This window comes from Algoriphagus alkaliphilus, from assembly GCF_900103735.1.
Taxonomy (GTDB): domain Bacteria; phylum Bacteroidota; class Bacteroidia; order Cytophagales; family Cyclobacteriaceae; genus Algoriphagus; species Algoriphagus alkaliphilus.
Genome location: NZ_FMXE01000007.1, coordinates 119,934 through 134,251, shown reverse-complemented (window position 1 = coordinate 134,251; position 14,318 = coordinate 119,934). Strand labels below are relative to the sequence as shown.

Sequence of the window (14,318 nt, the reverse complement as noted above, 5' to 3'; positions counted from 1 at the left end):
TAAAATGAATTTGTGAAATACTGCACAAACTTAAATAGATTTTCAGACTGCCCGCCTTTGAATTAAAAGATTTTCAAAAAAGCGGTGATAAAAGGGGCTGAAAGTAACAATCCGTCAAAACGATCCATAAATCCGCCATGTCCCGGCAGACCGTTTCCGGAGTCCTTAATTTCAATGGAGCGCTTGAAAAGAGACTCAATCAAGTCACCGTATGTGCCGGCAATGATGATGATTCCGGCTATTACCAGCCACTTCCAATCTGCTATAACGTGGAAGTATTGAGAAAGGATGAAAGCCACTAAAATTGCAGAAAATGCACCCCCGAGAAATCCTTCCCAAGATTTTTTAGGTGACACCCGCTCAAAAAGTTTGGTCTTGCCAAATTTTGTCCCCGCAAAATATGCTCCTGTATCACTCGCCCAAAGAATCATCAGGCAGCCAATCAAGATCTCATAGTGAAACACTTTGTCTACTGAAAAGACAGCCAGGTTTAGCAGGGAAAAGGGCAAAGCCACGTAGAAGATGCCCAAAAAAGTATAGGCGACTCCCGTGAAAGGCTTTTTGTCTGTTTTCTTATACAGCTTGATAAAGAAGGTAAGAGAGACAATCGGGAAAATCAGGTACAAGTATTCGTTGGGAAGGCGCTCTTTCTCAATCATAAATGTCAGGGTGAAAATCATCACCCCCAGAAAAGTCCCAAAACTTCGAAGCGGAAGCATCCCATCCAAACCCGTGAGCTTGTAGAATTCCATTTGTGAAAAGGCCAATATTGCGGCAAACACCACGAAATAAGTCCAATCCGAATAGACGGAAGATGAGATCACTACCAAAGCGCCGACTGCAGCAGTGATCGCCCTTTGGCCGAGATTGCTGTAATTATTTATATTAAAACGTGATCTCATTTTGAATCAGTTGCAATGCAGCTAAGGCATCTCCATGGGGGACAAGTACTTCATAGGTTCCCAATACCTGATAAGCTGTTTCTTTTTTGCTCATCACCACTGCGGCTATCCCGTTTTCTTCTAAAATTCCCTTCACGATCTCTGCGCGAATCTGGTTTTGATTCTCAAATACCTTGATCCAACTCTGCATCTTTGGGTTGATTGATTTTTTTAAAGTAAAAGAATCCAACCATAAGAACCAAAAGTCCAAGTATGGCGGCAGGATATGAGACAGCATCAGTCGACTCCAAGTCAAAGTCGATCATCCCCTGATTTGACATGTATATTACAATTACTGTCAGTGTGTTATTGAAAATATGTGCCAAAATCGGGTAGAGTAAACTACCGGAATACAAGTACATGTAACCAAATAATGCCCCTAAAAATACTCTCGGGAGGAATCCGTAAAACTGAATGTGGATCGCAGAAAAGATGATTGCGGTAAGCCAAATACCCCAGTGTGCCGAATTGGTATAGTGCTTCATTTTGGGTTGAACCACACCCCTGAAAAACATTTCCTCTCCGATGCCTGCAAATACGCCTATCACCAAAATCCCTGTCAACAGCTCCGGAATACTCTGAAAATCGGTCAGAAACTTGGTCAGTTCCATTAACTGTGTTTCCATTTCTTTCATCCAGCTTTCTATTCCTGCCATAGACTCCGGCAGGACCAGCTGGGCATTCCAATAAACCAAAAGCCCATTGAAAAACATGGCCCCAAGGGTAATTGCGAGTGCAATGCCCAGGTTTTTGACATTAAATCTGGATCGTTGAATTTCCCAATGCAAGTCGGCTTTTTCGATAAATCGGGTGATGATCCAAGCCGCTACCCAAAAGCCGATTCCAGACCCGATGCCCTGGACAAAGAACATCGCATTTCGACCATTTGGCACATCATAGTTGCCTGTCATGAGGCCCATTAAGTCCTCAAGTGAAATGTTATACAGTGCCGGAATAAAGGCAAGCGCAATTCCCTGAAGGAGAATCAACGTACCAAAAGTAACTAAAACAATGACTATCAATGACAACAGCCAATTCTTACGTTTGGCTATTTCAGATTGGGTTTCGTATATCTCCATAATTTGAAGTAAATTTACGCCAAATTTAGAATTGAGAAGTGGTTAAGATTGGAAAGTTGGAGCTGGGGGAATTTCCCTTACTGCTCGCCCCGATGGAAGATGTGAGCGATCCACCCTTTCGCGCAGTCTGCAAACAGAACGGGGCAGACCTCATGTACACCGAGTTTATCAGCTCAGAAGGCCTGATTCGGGACGCTGCAAAAAGTATTCAAAAGCTGGACGTGTATGACTATGAGCGCCCTATTGGTATTCAGATTTTCGGCAACGAAATCGAATCCATGCGTGAAGCAGCCGCTATTGCAGAGGAAGCCGGGCCGGATATTTTGGATATCAACTACGGTTGCCCGGTTCACAAAGTAGCCTGTAAAGGTGCCGGTGCTGGAATACTACTCGATATTGACAAAATGGTCTCCATGACAGCAGAGATCGTGAAGCGCGTGAATATTCCTGTGACCGTTAAAACACGCTTGGGCTGGGATCACACTACCATCCGGATCGTGGAAGTAGCCGAGCGCCTGCAGGACGTAGGAATACAGGCCATTTCCATTCATGCCCGCACCCGTCAGCAGATGTATAAAGGTGAAGCAGACTGGAGCTATCTCAATCTGGTGAAGGAAAATCCAAGATTGCATATTCCCGTTTTCGGGAATGGTGATATTGATTCTCCTGAAAAAGCAGCCGAATACCGAGCCAAATACAATGTAGACGGCATGATGATCGGACGGGCTTCGATCGGCTATCCATGGATATTTAATGAAATCAAGCATTATTTCGCAACAGCCGAAAAACTGACTCCCCCTGATTTGGACGAACGGATCGCAGTGGCTAAAAAACACCTGGATTTTTCTGTAGAATGGAAAGGCGAAAAACAGGGAATCCTCGAAATGCGTCGTCACTACACGAATTATTTTCGTGGGATGCCCAATTTCAAGCCATTTAGGACTGAAATGGTGACTGTAGACACCTATGCTCAGGTAGCGGAAATTTTCGAACAGGTGGCTGCTGCTTATGCTGATTATGAGTTTCAACCCTAAAATTGACCAGACCTCAGAATTTTAAACCCTGAGGTCTTTTTTTTGGCTTATTTTCTTTTCGATTCACTTCCTTTGCAGACGAATTTCTCCACGATAAATTGATGAGTACTTCTCATTCGGAAAACAGCCTGAAAAACTGGGCTTTGCTGACTGTTCTTACCTTAATCTGGGGAAGTTCTTTCATCCTGATCAAGCGTGGACTGGAAGTGTTCAGCCCGGGAGAAGTGGGAGCTTATCGAATGGTAGCTGCAGCGACTCTTTTACTCCCGCTTTCGCTTCCACGGATCAAAAATCTCAGTAAAACTCAGGTAAAGAATCTTCTCCTGGCCGGATTACTTGGGAGTTTTATACCCGCCTTTCTTTTCCCAATGGCTCAAACTCAACTGAGCAGTTCGCTGACTGGGGTACTCAATGCACTGACTCCACTTTTTGTCGTTTTGGTAGGGGCGGTTTTTTTTAATACCAGAATTACCCGGAGAAATGGACTTGGACTGTTCATCGCATTCATCGGAGTGATAATTCTGGTTGCATACAAGGAAGGTGGAAACTGGGGTGATTCCTTAGCGGGAATCAATGTCTATGGACTTTTTGTCATCGCCGCCTGTATCTGCTACAGTTTCAACCTGCACGTGATCAAAACTCGCTTTACCAAACTGAAATCAATAGAAATCTCTTCGATTTCCTTGCTGATGATCCTGCCAATGGCATTGATTTACCTATTTGCAGGAACTAACTTTTCGTACAAATTAGTCACACACCCCAAAGCCTGGGAAGCCTTGTGCTATCTGACCATTCTGGGTATGGTCGGCACGGCTACAGCCTTGGTACTATTTAATATTATGGTGAAAAGTGCCAGTCCTTTTTTCGCCAGCTTGGTGACTTACACGATCCCGATTGTGGCAATTATGTGGGGCGTATTAGACGGAGAAGTACTCCTTCTTGGGCACTATATTGGAATCGCAGGAGTGATACTTGGAGTTTGGATTGGCAACAGGAAATAGCTCTTTGCTGGGCAAAACTGGTTATTTCACTTCCTGTAGCATCTATATTTTACTCCTTGCTCAACTCAAGCATGAGTACTTTCTCTTTAGGGTGAATTCCGGTCAGGCCACTCAGCCCTTTGATTTCAATGTTTCCTTCGCTACTGGCAAAAACCACCGGGAAATAAGTGTATTTAAATTTGTCAGTCCCTTCTTTTACAGTTTTTTGATTCACCATCCGTACATGAGGTCCCTGATGGTAATTTTCTCCTCCCGATTCGGCCAAAATTTGACCCGGCAACACCACATCACCAACTTCTACTTTTTCGGAACCGGCCTTTAGAATCACCAACCTGGTGATTGTACCATCCTCATGGTAAATCTCCGTGTAATTTTCCTCTGCTGAGAATTTAAGGTTTTCCTTCTCACTCATAAAGTCCATTTTCATTTCTGCAATCACTCCTTTTCCGGGCGCAACAATAGCGGTTGGCTGTTCAAAATTGAAAGAAATACCCACATAGGTTTCGTATCCCCATTCCTTTTTCAATGTTTCGGCGATGTTGTGGTTCAAAATGGCTTTGACTTAAGGTCCCTCAGGCACATGGATCAACTAGATTGGGTCAAACTTGGTTTTCCCGAAAACATTACCTTTTGCGTAGCTGAATCCATATCGATAATCGGCCCCTTGCCCGGCAAGAGTAGGTTTCAGTGTTTTGACTTTTGTCCTTCCGGGTAAGGCAACTCCCGTGACATTGCCGCCTCCGAAAGTGGTCAAATATTGAAGCTGTGAGAAATTCAGAATCCCCGAATAAGGTATTTTTGTAGGATTACCTGCATAAAACAGCACATTACGATCCGAGTCCTGTTGAGATTCTATGGTAATCTGAGCATAAAGACCGGAACTGCTGAAGAGGAGAAGAATTAGCGAAAAAGCGAGTTTTGACATTTGATAAATAATTATTGAAAATTTAAAGCTTAGGTTGAGAGAAAAAAAGATTCAAGCCAAATTGCAACCTCATCCCCCTGTTTTTCACCTTTCTCCAACTTTTTGGATTTTTCGTCTGGAAAAATCCCCTAATTTCCCATTTCGAACAAATTTTAAATCTGGGTTCTGTTACTGCTTTAGGATGTAAAGCCATACCAGATCTTCACGAGTATTCTTTTCCAATCTCCAAAAAACTTTACCCATGAGAAAATACCTACTCTTAGTTTGGCTGCTCTGCCTAACTGCCACTTTTGCACAAGCACAGGAGACCAAACCCATGTCCTGGAAGGACGTGGCCACCTGGAATTATATGCCTAACAGTGCTTTTAAACTTTCACCGGACGGTCAGTGGATGGCTTATGCCTTGGTCGGCATCGAATCAGATGGAGAACTGATTCTACAAAAAGTAGCCGATCCCACTTCCAAAAAGACTTTCCCAATTGGAAACACCAACTTCCCCAACTTTGACTTCAGCCAAAACAGTCAATGGATTGCATTCAAAGAATATCTAAAGTTCAAAGAGAAAGAATCCAATGAAAAAGCCAAAGGCAAGCCTCTCAAGGAAAAACTTCACCTGATCAAACTCGGAACGGAAGACAAAAAGACCTTTGAAGGTGCCGCTGGATTCAGCTTCAACAATCAAGCATCCTCGCATCTACTGATCAATCTGCCCAAAGAAGGCAACGGAGACACCAAAGGCTCCGATGTCTTGATCTATCATCTCAGCTCCGGCAAATCCCAAAACCTGGGAAATGTCCGTGAACACTCCGCAAACAAAGCCGGTACTCACCTCGCTTATTCAGTAGACGCAGCCAATTCTCAGGGAAACGGCTTGTACCTCTTGACCCTTTCCAATAGCTCCATTCAAGTTCTGGATTCAGATGAAGCGGGCTACCAAAGCATCAACTGGACAGAAAAAGGCGATGCATTTGCTGCCCTGAAGATGAAGAAGGACAAGAAATACAAGCAGGATCATGGCATTTTGCTCGGGGTAAAAAACATCACTAATCCTCAGGTGACGCAATACGAATCTGCAAAAGATTCTACAGGTTTTGACCAAAAATACACCATCAGCCAAAACCGCCGTCCGATGTGGTCGGAGGATTTGACCCGACTTTTCTACGGCATTCATCCCTTGGTTTTGGCAGAAAAAGAAAGCCCGAAAAAGGAAGAAAACAAAGATTCTCTAGCTACTGCAGAGTCATTGAAAATCGCCAAAATTATGGCGGATACTACCATTAAGTCCATTGCTGATTTACAGAAAGCGATCGCGAAATTGGATACCGGAAAAGTAAACGGCAAAAAGTCCAATGATGCCAAAAAACCCGAAATGACTATCTGGCATTGGCAGGATGATCGTCTCCAATCCCGTCAGCAGGTGATGGAAAACATGGACAAAAATTACAGTTTCTGGGCCATGTATGATGTAGTTTCCAAAAAGCACACTGCACTTCAGGACAGCTCGATGCGGGACTTAAGTATTCTGCCTCAGGAGCATTTTGCTTTGGGCTCAGATCAGCAAAACTATGAGCTCGACATCAACCTGAATGGTCAAAACTACCGGGACTACTACCTGGTGGATTTGAAAACAGGTGCAAAAACGCTGCTTTTTAAAAACTTTTACCTGCCTTCCTTCGCTTCGATGCCACGCCCTTCGACGGATGGCAAAAAGCTGCTTTACGGTAAAGACGGACATTTCTATGTATATGATGTCCTGGCAAAAACCCACACCAACATCACAGAGAAGCTTCCGGTATCCATAATCAACACAGAAGATGATCACAATGTCAAAGACCCGCTTCAAAACCCCTTGGGTTGGAGCAGTGACAGCAAGTATGTCTTGGTTCGTGACGGCTGGGACATCTGGCAGATCCCTATGTCCGCCAAAGAAAGCCCGATCAACCTAACCCAAAACGGCAAAAAAGATAAGATCCGCTATCAGTATCGCTTCATGCTTGATCCTGAGGAGAAAGGAATCGACTTAAGCAAAACTGTTTATGTTCGAACCTATGGTGAAAACACCAAGAAAAGCGGGGTTGCAACCCTTTCGCCTGCCAAAGCCGGTTTGGCAGCAGGGCCTAAAATACTCCTTTGGGAAGATGCCAACATCGGAGGAATCGCTAAAGCTGAAAAGTCAGGCGTATTCAGCTATTCCAAGGAGAAATTCAACGAACCAACTCAGATTTATTTGACCGACGCAACCTTAGCAAATGGAAAGAAAGTCACTGAAAATGCGCCTGATGCTGGAAAATATGCATGGTCTACCGGAGTAAAATTGGTGGATTATGTGACCACAAAAGGCGATTCGCTTCAAGCTGCGCTCCTCCTTCCGGCAGGTTATGTGGAAGGACAGAAGTATCCTACTGTTGTCTATTACTACGAAAAGCTTTCCCAGACTTTGCATAACTGGTCCAATCCCGGTTACAGCGGCACAGGCTGGAATCCCAGTCTTTATACCAGCAACGGCTACGCAGTCCTTATTCCGGATATTGTGTACAAAATGGACGACCCAGGTATGTCCGCCGTTTGGGCTGTTCTACCTGCTGTTGATGCAGCGATCAAAACAGGCGTCATTGATGAGAACAAAATGGGACTTCACGGTCACAGTTGGGGAGGGTATCAGACTTCCTTCCTGATCACCCAAACCAATCGATTCAAAGCCGCGGCAGCAGGTGCACCCTTGACCAATATGATCTCCATGTATGATTTGATTTACTGGAATTCTGGAGGAGGAAACATGGCGATTTTCGAAGCTTCGCAGGGAAGATTCCTGGGTGGGCCTTGGGAAAACTGGGATGCCTACGAGCGCAACAGCCCGATCTACCATGTGAAAAATGTGCAGACTCCCCTATTGATGCTCCATAATGACAAAGACGGCGCAGTCGATTTCACACAAGGTGTGGAATACTACAATGCCCTTCGCCGATTGAAAAAGCCGGTTATTATGGTTCAATATTTAGGAGAAAACCACGGTCTCGGCAAACTCGAAAACCGAAAAGACTACAGTGTCCGAATGATGGAATTCTTTGATCACCACCTCAAAGGTCAATCTGCGCCGGAGTGGATGAGCAAGGGTGTTCCAAGACTGAAGCTAGGTGAGCACCTGGAAGAAAGAGCTTTTTGAATATCGGAATTATGATTTCGGATTTCGGATTTGAGACAATCCAAATTTTACCTGAGTATCTAAAATCCCCTGGTGAATTTCATCAGGGGATTTTTTGTGTCAAATGAGACCCTTGGTTTTCAGTTTTCTTTCTAGATATAAGAATTGTTTTAGCTTCATTTGAAGTAGTTCCTCCTCGCTCATATTCTTAAAAACTTCTTCATACGGTCTCAGTTTTTCTTTAACAAAGTATGGGCTAGGCTTTTCTCCTTCCTTTACCCTAAATATTAAAGTATCTCCAAGCTTAATTTCTTTATTGAGCCACTCCACGGATTCATCTACGTCTAAATTGTTAGCTCCCAAACTCACTTCTAGATTTCTTTCTCTTCCTTCGGGATTTTTAGTGAAGATTAGGGTCATGGAAACATTTTCAAATCCAGCAAATATTCTCCTCCCGCCCCCTTCCAACTCAAAACCTAAGATTTTATCATTCATAACAGCTTTGCATTTTCTAGTTCTTGCTTTAAAGAAAGGTAGGTAGCCAACTCCTCTTTTAATTGCTCCTCTGAAGTGGTTTCGATTTCTTTTATTTTTGGTTCCGTTATGTTTTTGACATCAACTACTGAAATGCGGATTTCATCGCCTTTCTCCAATTTCCATGAACCCCAATTCAAGTACTCTTCCATAAAATAATTGGATCCACAGATATCCAAATTAATCTCCTCACGATTCTCAGTTTTAACCATCGAAAAAATCACATGCGTAGCTTCTGCAGTAACTTCAAAAGATTCATTTATTAGAGCAATTCTAAATCCTATCATGGGTTAATTATCATAATGGTTTACATATTCTGTATTTATTTTCAAACCTCCTGCCTCCAATTTTGCAATTCTTAAAAATTAAAGATATAATTATACACAGAATTTATCACCCTTTAATTAGCCAGCAAAATGGAATTTTTAGCCGAAATGGAGCCTTCGCTCCGAGCACTCTGGTATATCGCACTACCCACCTCTTTTATTTTCTTGCTCCAAACCATCGTGACCTTCATCGGGTCAGATTCCCCATCGGGTATCAATGCCGACTTTGATGGAAACCTGGAAGGTGTAGAAGCCCCGATGCAGCTATTTACACTTCGAAACCTGATCAATTTCCTGCTGGGATTTAGCTGGACCGGAATTACGTTTTATGATGCAATCCCAAATTACTTTATCCTGATCTTGCTTTCCGCTCTGGTAGGTCTTGGGTTTGTGTGGGTTTTCTTTTTCATCATCAAGCAAATCCAAAAACTCGCCGAAGACAACACCTTCAGACTGGAGCAAGCTTTGCAAAAAACCGGAACAGTTTACTTTTCCATTCCCGAACACAGGCAAGGCGTTGGCAAAATTGCCATCAGTGTCAAGGGTTCCCAAAAGGAACTAAGCGCAATCTCACTTGGCGACAGAATCGAAACCGGATCTGCCATCAAAGTGATAGGCGTGGAAGGAAGCAATCTTTTAATCGTAGAAAAAATCTAAATCAACCCTTTTTATGGATCCTTTAATTTTAATACTGGCGGGGGCCTTTGTTGTCTTCGTCACCATCATCGCCTTAGTTTCCCGCTACAAGCGATGTCCTTCTGACAAAATCCTCGTCGTCTATGGCAAGACAGGAGGCACTTCCGCCAAGTGTATTCACGGCGGTGGTGCATTCATCTGGCCTGTGATCCAAGACTATGCTTACTTGGATCTCAAGCCGATTTCCATTGAAGCCAACTTGACCAATGCGCTTTCCCGTCAAAATATCCGTGTAGATGTTCCTTGCCGATTTACTATCGCCATTTCCACGGATTCAGACACCATGAATACTGCCGCTGAGCGTCTTTTGGGCTTGGCTCATGAGCAAATTCAGGAATTGGCAAAGGACATTCTCTTTGGTCAGTTGCGTTTGGTGATTGCCACGATGACCATTGAGGAAATCAACTCCGACCGGGATAAGTTTCTGGACAACATCTCCAAAAACGTGGACTCCGAACTCAAGAAGATCGGTCTCAAACTAATCAACGTAAACGTCACCGACATTAAGGACGAGTCCGGCTACATCGAAGCGTTGGGCAAAGAAGCTGCCGCAAAAGCCATCAATGAAGCAAAAATTTCCGTTGCAGAGCAGGAAAAAATCGGTGAAACCGGAAAAGCCCTTGCAGACCGGGAGAAAGACGTCCAAATCGCCGATACACAGCGGGACCGGGATGTGAAAATCGCCATCACCCTGAAGGATCGGGAGGTAAGCATCGCAGAAGCCCAAAAGGATGAAAGCATCGGTAAAGCAGAGGCTCAGCGAGATACCCGAGTCAAAACCTCTGAAGCCAACGCCATCGCGATCAAAGGGGAAAACGAAGCTAAAATTTCCATTGCCCAATCGGATGCGCTGAGACGAGAAAAAGAAGCCGAAGCCTTGAGAATTGCCCTTGCCTCAGAAAAAGTTCAGGCGGCAAAGGCCCTGGAAGAAGCTTACTTAGCGGAGCAAAAAGCCGAAACTGCCCGTGCCGAGCGGGAGCGATCCACCCAAAATGCAAACATTGTCATCCCTGCCGAAATTGCCAAGCAGCGCGCAATCATCGATGCTCAAGCCGAAGCGGAACGAATTCGTGAACAGGCAAAAGGCGAGGCAGATGCAATCTTTGCCAAGATGGAAGCTGAAGCAAAAGGTCTCTATGAAATCCTCACCAAACAGGCCGAAGGGTATCGGGATGTCGTCGCTGCTGCCGGTGGCGACCCGACCAAAGCCTTCCAACTCCTACTTATTGAGAAACTTCCTGAGTTGGTGAAAACCCAGGTAGAAGCTGTCAAAAACATCAAGATCGATAAAATTACCGTTTGGGATTCCGGACAGGGCGAAAACGGCAATAATTCCACGGCCAATTTTGTCTCGGGAATGATGAAAACCGTCCCGCCGCTGAATGACCTTTTTAATATGGCCGGACTCAACCTTCCGACTTATTTGAAAGGAGAAGATGAGAAAAAAGAAGCTCCTAAAAAGCCTGAAAAAGATCAAGAGAACGGATAAGTTTCCAAATCCCCGAATGCTGGTTCGGGGATTTTTTTTGCCTAAAAAGTATATCCGCAATCACTTGTCTGGGAGCTTATTTTTAGTTTGTCCTAGATCCGAAGGATCGAAACAATTCATGACCCCCGGTAAAGCCGGGGGTAAAGTAAAAATTAAAAAATAGAGCCCCGAAGGGGTGGAACATTGAGGTTTCACCCTTTCAGGGCTAAAGGAAAATCAATTCTATATTTTCCCTGCACTCCGTACAGGGTCATGAATGGTTTGGCTACTTCGGAGCCGCTTAAGAGGTAGATTTGAAATTTTATGGGGAAATTAATTTTATAAATATTTATTCTGCATTTAACTTGGTACTGGTACCCTTGGGGATAATCAAATTGCCTAATAATCACCTATTTACTTATGAAAATTTTTAGACAATGGTCTGGAAAAAAATTTTCTTTTGAAATACTCTTTCCTTTTGTAAATTATTGACTTTCAAGGCCAACAGCTTTTCATGGATCAATCACCCAAAATCAACCGAAGAGAATTTCTAGGTTCGGCGGCTACCATCGCCGCTTCCATTTCCATCGTCCCCTCCCACGTCATTGCCGGTACCGGCCACATCCCCCCATCTGACCAAATCGCAGTTGCAAACATCGGTTGCGGAACGCAGGGACTACGGGAAATGGGAAGTTTGCTCCAAAACCCAAAAGTCCGTGTAGTGACCGTCTGCGATATCAATAAATTCTCGACAGACTACATCGACTGGTCAGCACATGGTATTCGCAATGACATCCGGGAAGTCCTTGGAGATCCAACTTGGTGGGAAGGCAAACCGGGAATTCCAGGAGGAAGAGATATAGGTCAGGAATACGTTGAGAAATACTATGCGAAAAACAAACCTTCCGGTAAGTACAAGGGGTGTGTGAGTTATGAGGATTATCGCGAGCTTTTTGCAAAAGAAAAAGGCATCGATGCCATCAAAATCATGACTCCAGATCACACGCATGCCTCAATTGCTTTGGCTGCAATGAACCAAAAGATGCATGTGGTAACGCATAAGCCCATTTCCAATCGGCTATTGGAGGGGAGAAAAGTCATCGAAAAAGCCAAAGAATCCGGAATGGTCACTCACCTTTTGGCGTGGTCCGATCGACCCGAATATCGTCAGATCAAAGCTTGGATGGATGATGGTCTGATTGGTGATTTACAGGAAATTCACAACTGGTCCTATCGGCCTGTCTGGCAGCAATGGACCAAAAGACCAACCGAAACTCAGCCTATCCCTGAAGGCTTCAACTGGGATCTTTGGCTCGGACCTGTTCCCGATATGCCTTATCATAAAAATTACACCCACAATGTCTTCCGGGGCTGGTATGAATTCGGTGGCGGATCGGTGGCAGATATGGGGCATTACAGCTTGTTTCCACTTTTCGAGACTTTGGGCATTACGCGGTCGCCGATTTCAGCGAGAGCTTTTGGCACGACTTCTAGGGAAGAAATCAATCAAGTGTATCAGTGGGTCAAAAACGACGTGGCCTTTCCTGCAAGCTGTACCATCAGGTGGAAATTTCCGGAGCAGGAAAAATTGCCTGCTTTCGAATTATTCTGGTATGACGGCGGAATGAAGCCATTTGCCTGCGAAGAATTGGAAGCAAACGGAAAAGATACGCCTGAAGAAGGATTACTTTTGGTAGGAATCAAAGGGAAAATCCTGGGAGGTTTCCGGGGAGAAAATCCGGTTCTTTTGCCTGAAAGTAAAATGGCCAGTCGTCCGGAATCCGAAAAGATCAATTCCCGTGAAGTGGACAGAAAAACTATTCAATGGGTAGACGCTATGCTGGAAGGCAAGCAAACCCCAGGCAGTTTTACCCGAGCCCAATGCATCACAGATACAATCAATCTGGGAGCTATTGCACTTCGGACTGGAAAAAAAGTAGATTTCGATTCCAATTTGGTCAAAATCACCAATGATGAAGCGGCGAATCAGTTCCTGACACGAACCTATCGAGGTGGTTGGGAGATTTAGAAAGTAGCTTGTATGTAGTAGCAAGACGAAAAAATTGTCATGCTGAGCGCCTGCCTGTCCGGTAGCCAGGGAGTCGAAGCAAAGAACAGTAGGCAGTCGCAGTTTACCGTGAACAAAAAAAAATAAGACAAATACTAATACCAAATAACACAATACCATAACCCATTAACCTTTTTAACCCATGACAAACAGAAGAAACTTTATCAAATCAGCCGGCCTTGCCACAGCAGCAGTGGGCCTCGGGCTACCTCAACTCTCTTTTTCCATGAAAAAAGAAGAGCTGTTTAAAATTTCCCTGGCGGAGTGGTCGCTTAACAAACCCCTTTTCGCCGGAAAAATGAATCATCTGGACTTTGCCATCGAAGCTAAAAAACACGGAATCGATGCGGTGGAGTATGTCAATCAGTTTTTTAAAGACAAAGCCACAGACAAAGCCTACCTCCAAGAAATGAAAACCCGTGCTGATGGCGAAGGTGTGACTTCAGTTCTGATCATGATCGACGGGGAAGGACAGCTTGGTGCTGCCACCTCCGCAGAGCGAGCGGAAACCGTGGAAAAGCATAAAAAATGGGTGGAAGCAGCCAAGTTTTTAGGTTGCCATGCCATCCGCGTCAATGCCTACACTTCCGTACCCTACAGCACTGATCCCAAGGAGGAAAAAAAGGCCATCGACGTATGCAGCTCTACGTTGAGAAGAATCTGTCAATTCGCCAATGACTTTGACATCGATGTGATTGTAGAAAACCATGGAGGATTTTCCAGCAATGGGAAATGGCTGGCGCGACTCATCAAAGAAACTGCCCACCGTCGAGCCGGGACGCTTCCTGATTTTGGAAACTTTGTTTTGAACAGAGAGGGAGACAAAATATTCAGTTATGATTCCTACCGTGGTGTAGATGAATTGATGCCTAAGGCCAAAGGAGTCAGCCTTAAGCCCAGAGTGTGGGATGATATGGGCAAAGAACATCCCTTGGACTATGAGCGAATGATGAAAATCGTGGTAGGTCATAAGTTCAGAGGCTATGTGGGCATCGAGCATGGCGCGCCAGACCGGGAATGGGAAAGCATCGAAGAGATTCGGGTCAATCTGGACATGATCCGCCGGACACTTTCCAATGCATAAAAAATTCAAGGAGGCTCTTA

Annotated in this window: 14 protein-coding genes; 7 read left to right on the top strand and 7 right to left on the bottom strand. The window is 44.5% G+C overall.

The genetic code is table 11. The annotated features are described in order from the left end of the window. Window positions 1-62: 62 nt before the first annotated feature. From BLQ81_RS06290 to BLQ81_RS06280, 3 genes are read right to left on the bottom strand one after another with little or no spacing between them, the layout of a single operon-like run. Complete coding sequence (locus tag BLQ81_RS06290) at window positions 63-902, bottom strand: phosphatidate cytidylyltransferase (protein ID WP_092729102.1); 840 nt, start codon at window positions 900-902, stop codon at window positions 63-65. Further along, window positions 886-1,092: a putative signal transducing protein gene (locus BLQ81_RS06285; protein WP_092729101.1), complete on the bottom strand. Its 207-nt coding sequence runs from the start codon at window positions 1,090-1,092 to the stop codon at window positions 886-888. Before BLQ81_RS06285 ends, BLQ81_RS06290 begins: the two co-directional genes overlap by 17 nt. After that, window positions 1,067-2,020 carry a CPBP family intramembrane glutamic endopeptidase gene (locus tag BLQ81_RS06280; RefSeq protein WP_092729100.1) on the bottom strand — a complete coding sequence of 318 codons (954 nt, stop codon included), beginning with the start codon at window positions 2,018-2,020 and terminating at the stop codon, window positions 1,067-1,069. The genes BLQ81_RS06285 and BLQ81_RS06280 overlap by 26 nt, the downstream gene beginning before the upstream one ends. Window positions 2,021-2,058: 38 nt before the next feature. On the opposite strand from BLQ81_RS06280, the gene dusB reads away from it, so the two are divergent. Together dusB and BLQ81_RS06270 are read left to right on the top strand one after the other, a co-directional pair. Beyond that, the gene (gene dusB / locus BLQ81_RS06275) at window positions 2,059-3,054 is read left to right on the top strand and encodes a tRNA dihydrouridine synthase DusB (RefSeq protein WP_092729099.1); all 996 of its coding nucleotides are present in this window, start codon (window positions 2,059-2,061) and stop codon (window positions 3,052-3,054) included. Between the two features lie 101 nt (window positions 3,055-3,155). Beyond that, the gene (locus BLQ81_RS06270; RefSeq protein WP_092729098.1) at window positions 3,156-4,055 is read left to right on the top strand and encodes a DMT family transporter; all 900 of its coding nucleotides are present in this window, start codon (window positions 3,156-3,158) and stop codon (window positions 4,053-4,055) included. Between the two features lie 49 nt (window positions 4,056-4,104). Here the strand turns inward: BLQ81_RS06270 and BLQ81_RS06265 are convergent, their stop codons facing one another. Both BLQ81_RS06265 and BLQ81_RS06260 read right to left on the bottom strand, forming a co-directional pair. Then, window positions 4,105-4,605: a M23 family metallopeptidase gene (locus tag BLQ81_RS06265; RefSeq protein ID WP_175454173.1), complete on the bottom strand. Its 501-nt coding sequence runs from the start codon at window positions 4,603-4,605 to the stop codon at window positions 4,105-4,107. A gap of 39 nt (window positions 4,606-4,644) precedes the next feature. Further along, window positions 4,645-4,980: a hypothetical protein gene (locus BLQ81_RS06260; RefSeq protein ID WP_092729096.1), complete on the bottom strand. Its 336-nt coding sequence runs from the start codon at window positions 4,978-4,980 to the stop codon at window positions 4,645-4,647. 241 nt (window positions 4,981-5,221) lie between these two features. On the opposite strand from BLQ81_RS06260, the gene BLQ81_RS06255 reads away from it, so the two are divergent. Beyond that, window positions 5,222-8,143, top strand: coding sequence for a S9 family peptidase (locus BLQ81_RS06255; protein ID WP_092729095.1), 2,922 nt, complete (start codon window positions 5,222-5,224; stop codon window positions 8,141-8,143). Between the two features lie 99 nt (window positions 8,144-8,242). On the opposite strand, the gene BLQ81_RS06250 is transcribed toward BLQ81_RS06255, so the two are convergent. Further along, window positions 8,243-8,617 carry a hypothetical protein gene (locus BLQ81_RS06250; protein ID WP_092729094.1) on the bottom strand — a complete coding sequence of 125 codons (375 nt, stop codon included), beginning with the start codon at window positions 8,615-8,617 and terminating at the stop codon, window positions 8,243-8,245. Next, a complete protein-coding gene (locus BLQ81_RS06245; RefSeq protein WP_092729093.1) occupies window positions 8,614-8,943 on the bottom strand; it encodes a hypothetical protein in 330 nt (109 codons plus the stop codon). Before BLQ81_RS06245 ends, BLQ81_RS06250 begins: the two co-directional genes overlap by 4 nt. 129 nt (window positions 8,944-9,072) lie before the next feature. Between BLQ81_RS06245 and BLQ81_RS06240 the strand changes: the two genes are divergently transcribed. From BLQ81_RS06240 to BLQ81_RS06220, 4 genes are all read left to right on the top strand, one after another. Next, window positions 9,073-9,639, top strand: coding sequence for an NfeD family protein (locus BLQ81_RS06240; protein ID WP_092729092.1), 567 nt, complete (start codon window positions 9,073-9,075; stop codon window positions 9,637-9,639). Between the two features lie 13 nt (window positions 9,640-9,652). After that, window positions 9,653-11,167: a flotillin family protein gene (locus BLQ81_RS06235; RefSeq protein WP_092729091.1), complete on the top strand. Its 1,515-nt coding sequence runs from the start codon at window positions 9,653-9,655 to the stop codon at window positions 11,165-11,167. Window positions 11,168-11,660: 493 nt separating this feature from the next. Further along, on the top strand, window positions 11,661-13,175 hold the full coding sequence (locus BLQ81_RS06225; RefSeq protein WP_092729089.1) for a Gfo/Idh/MocA family protein: 1,515 nt from the start codon (window positions 11,661-11,663) through the stop codon (window positions 13,173-13,175). Between the two features lie 181 nt (window positions 13,176-13,356). After that, the gene (locus tag BLQ81_RS06220; RefSeq protein ID WP_092729088.1) at window positions 13,357-14,298 is read left to right on the top strand and encodes a TIM barrel protein; all 942 of its coding nucleotides are present in this window, start codon (window positions 13,357-13,359) and stop codon (window positions 14,296-14,298) included. Window positions 14,299-14,318: the final 20 nt, after the last annotated feature.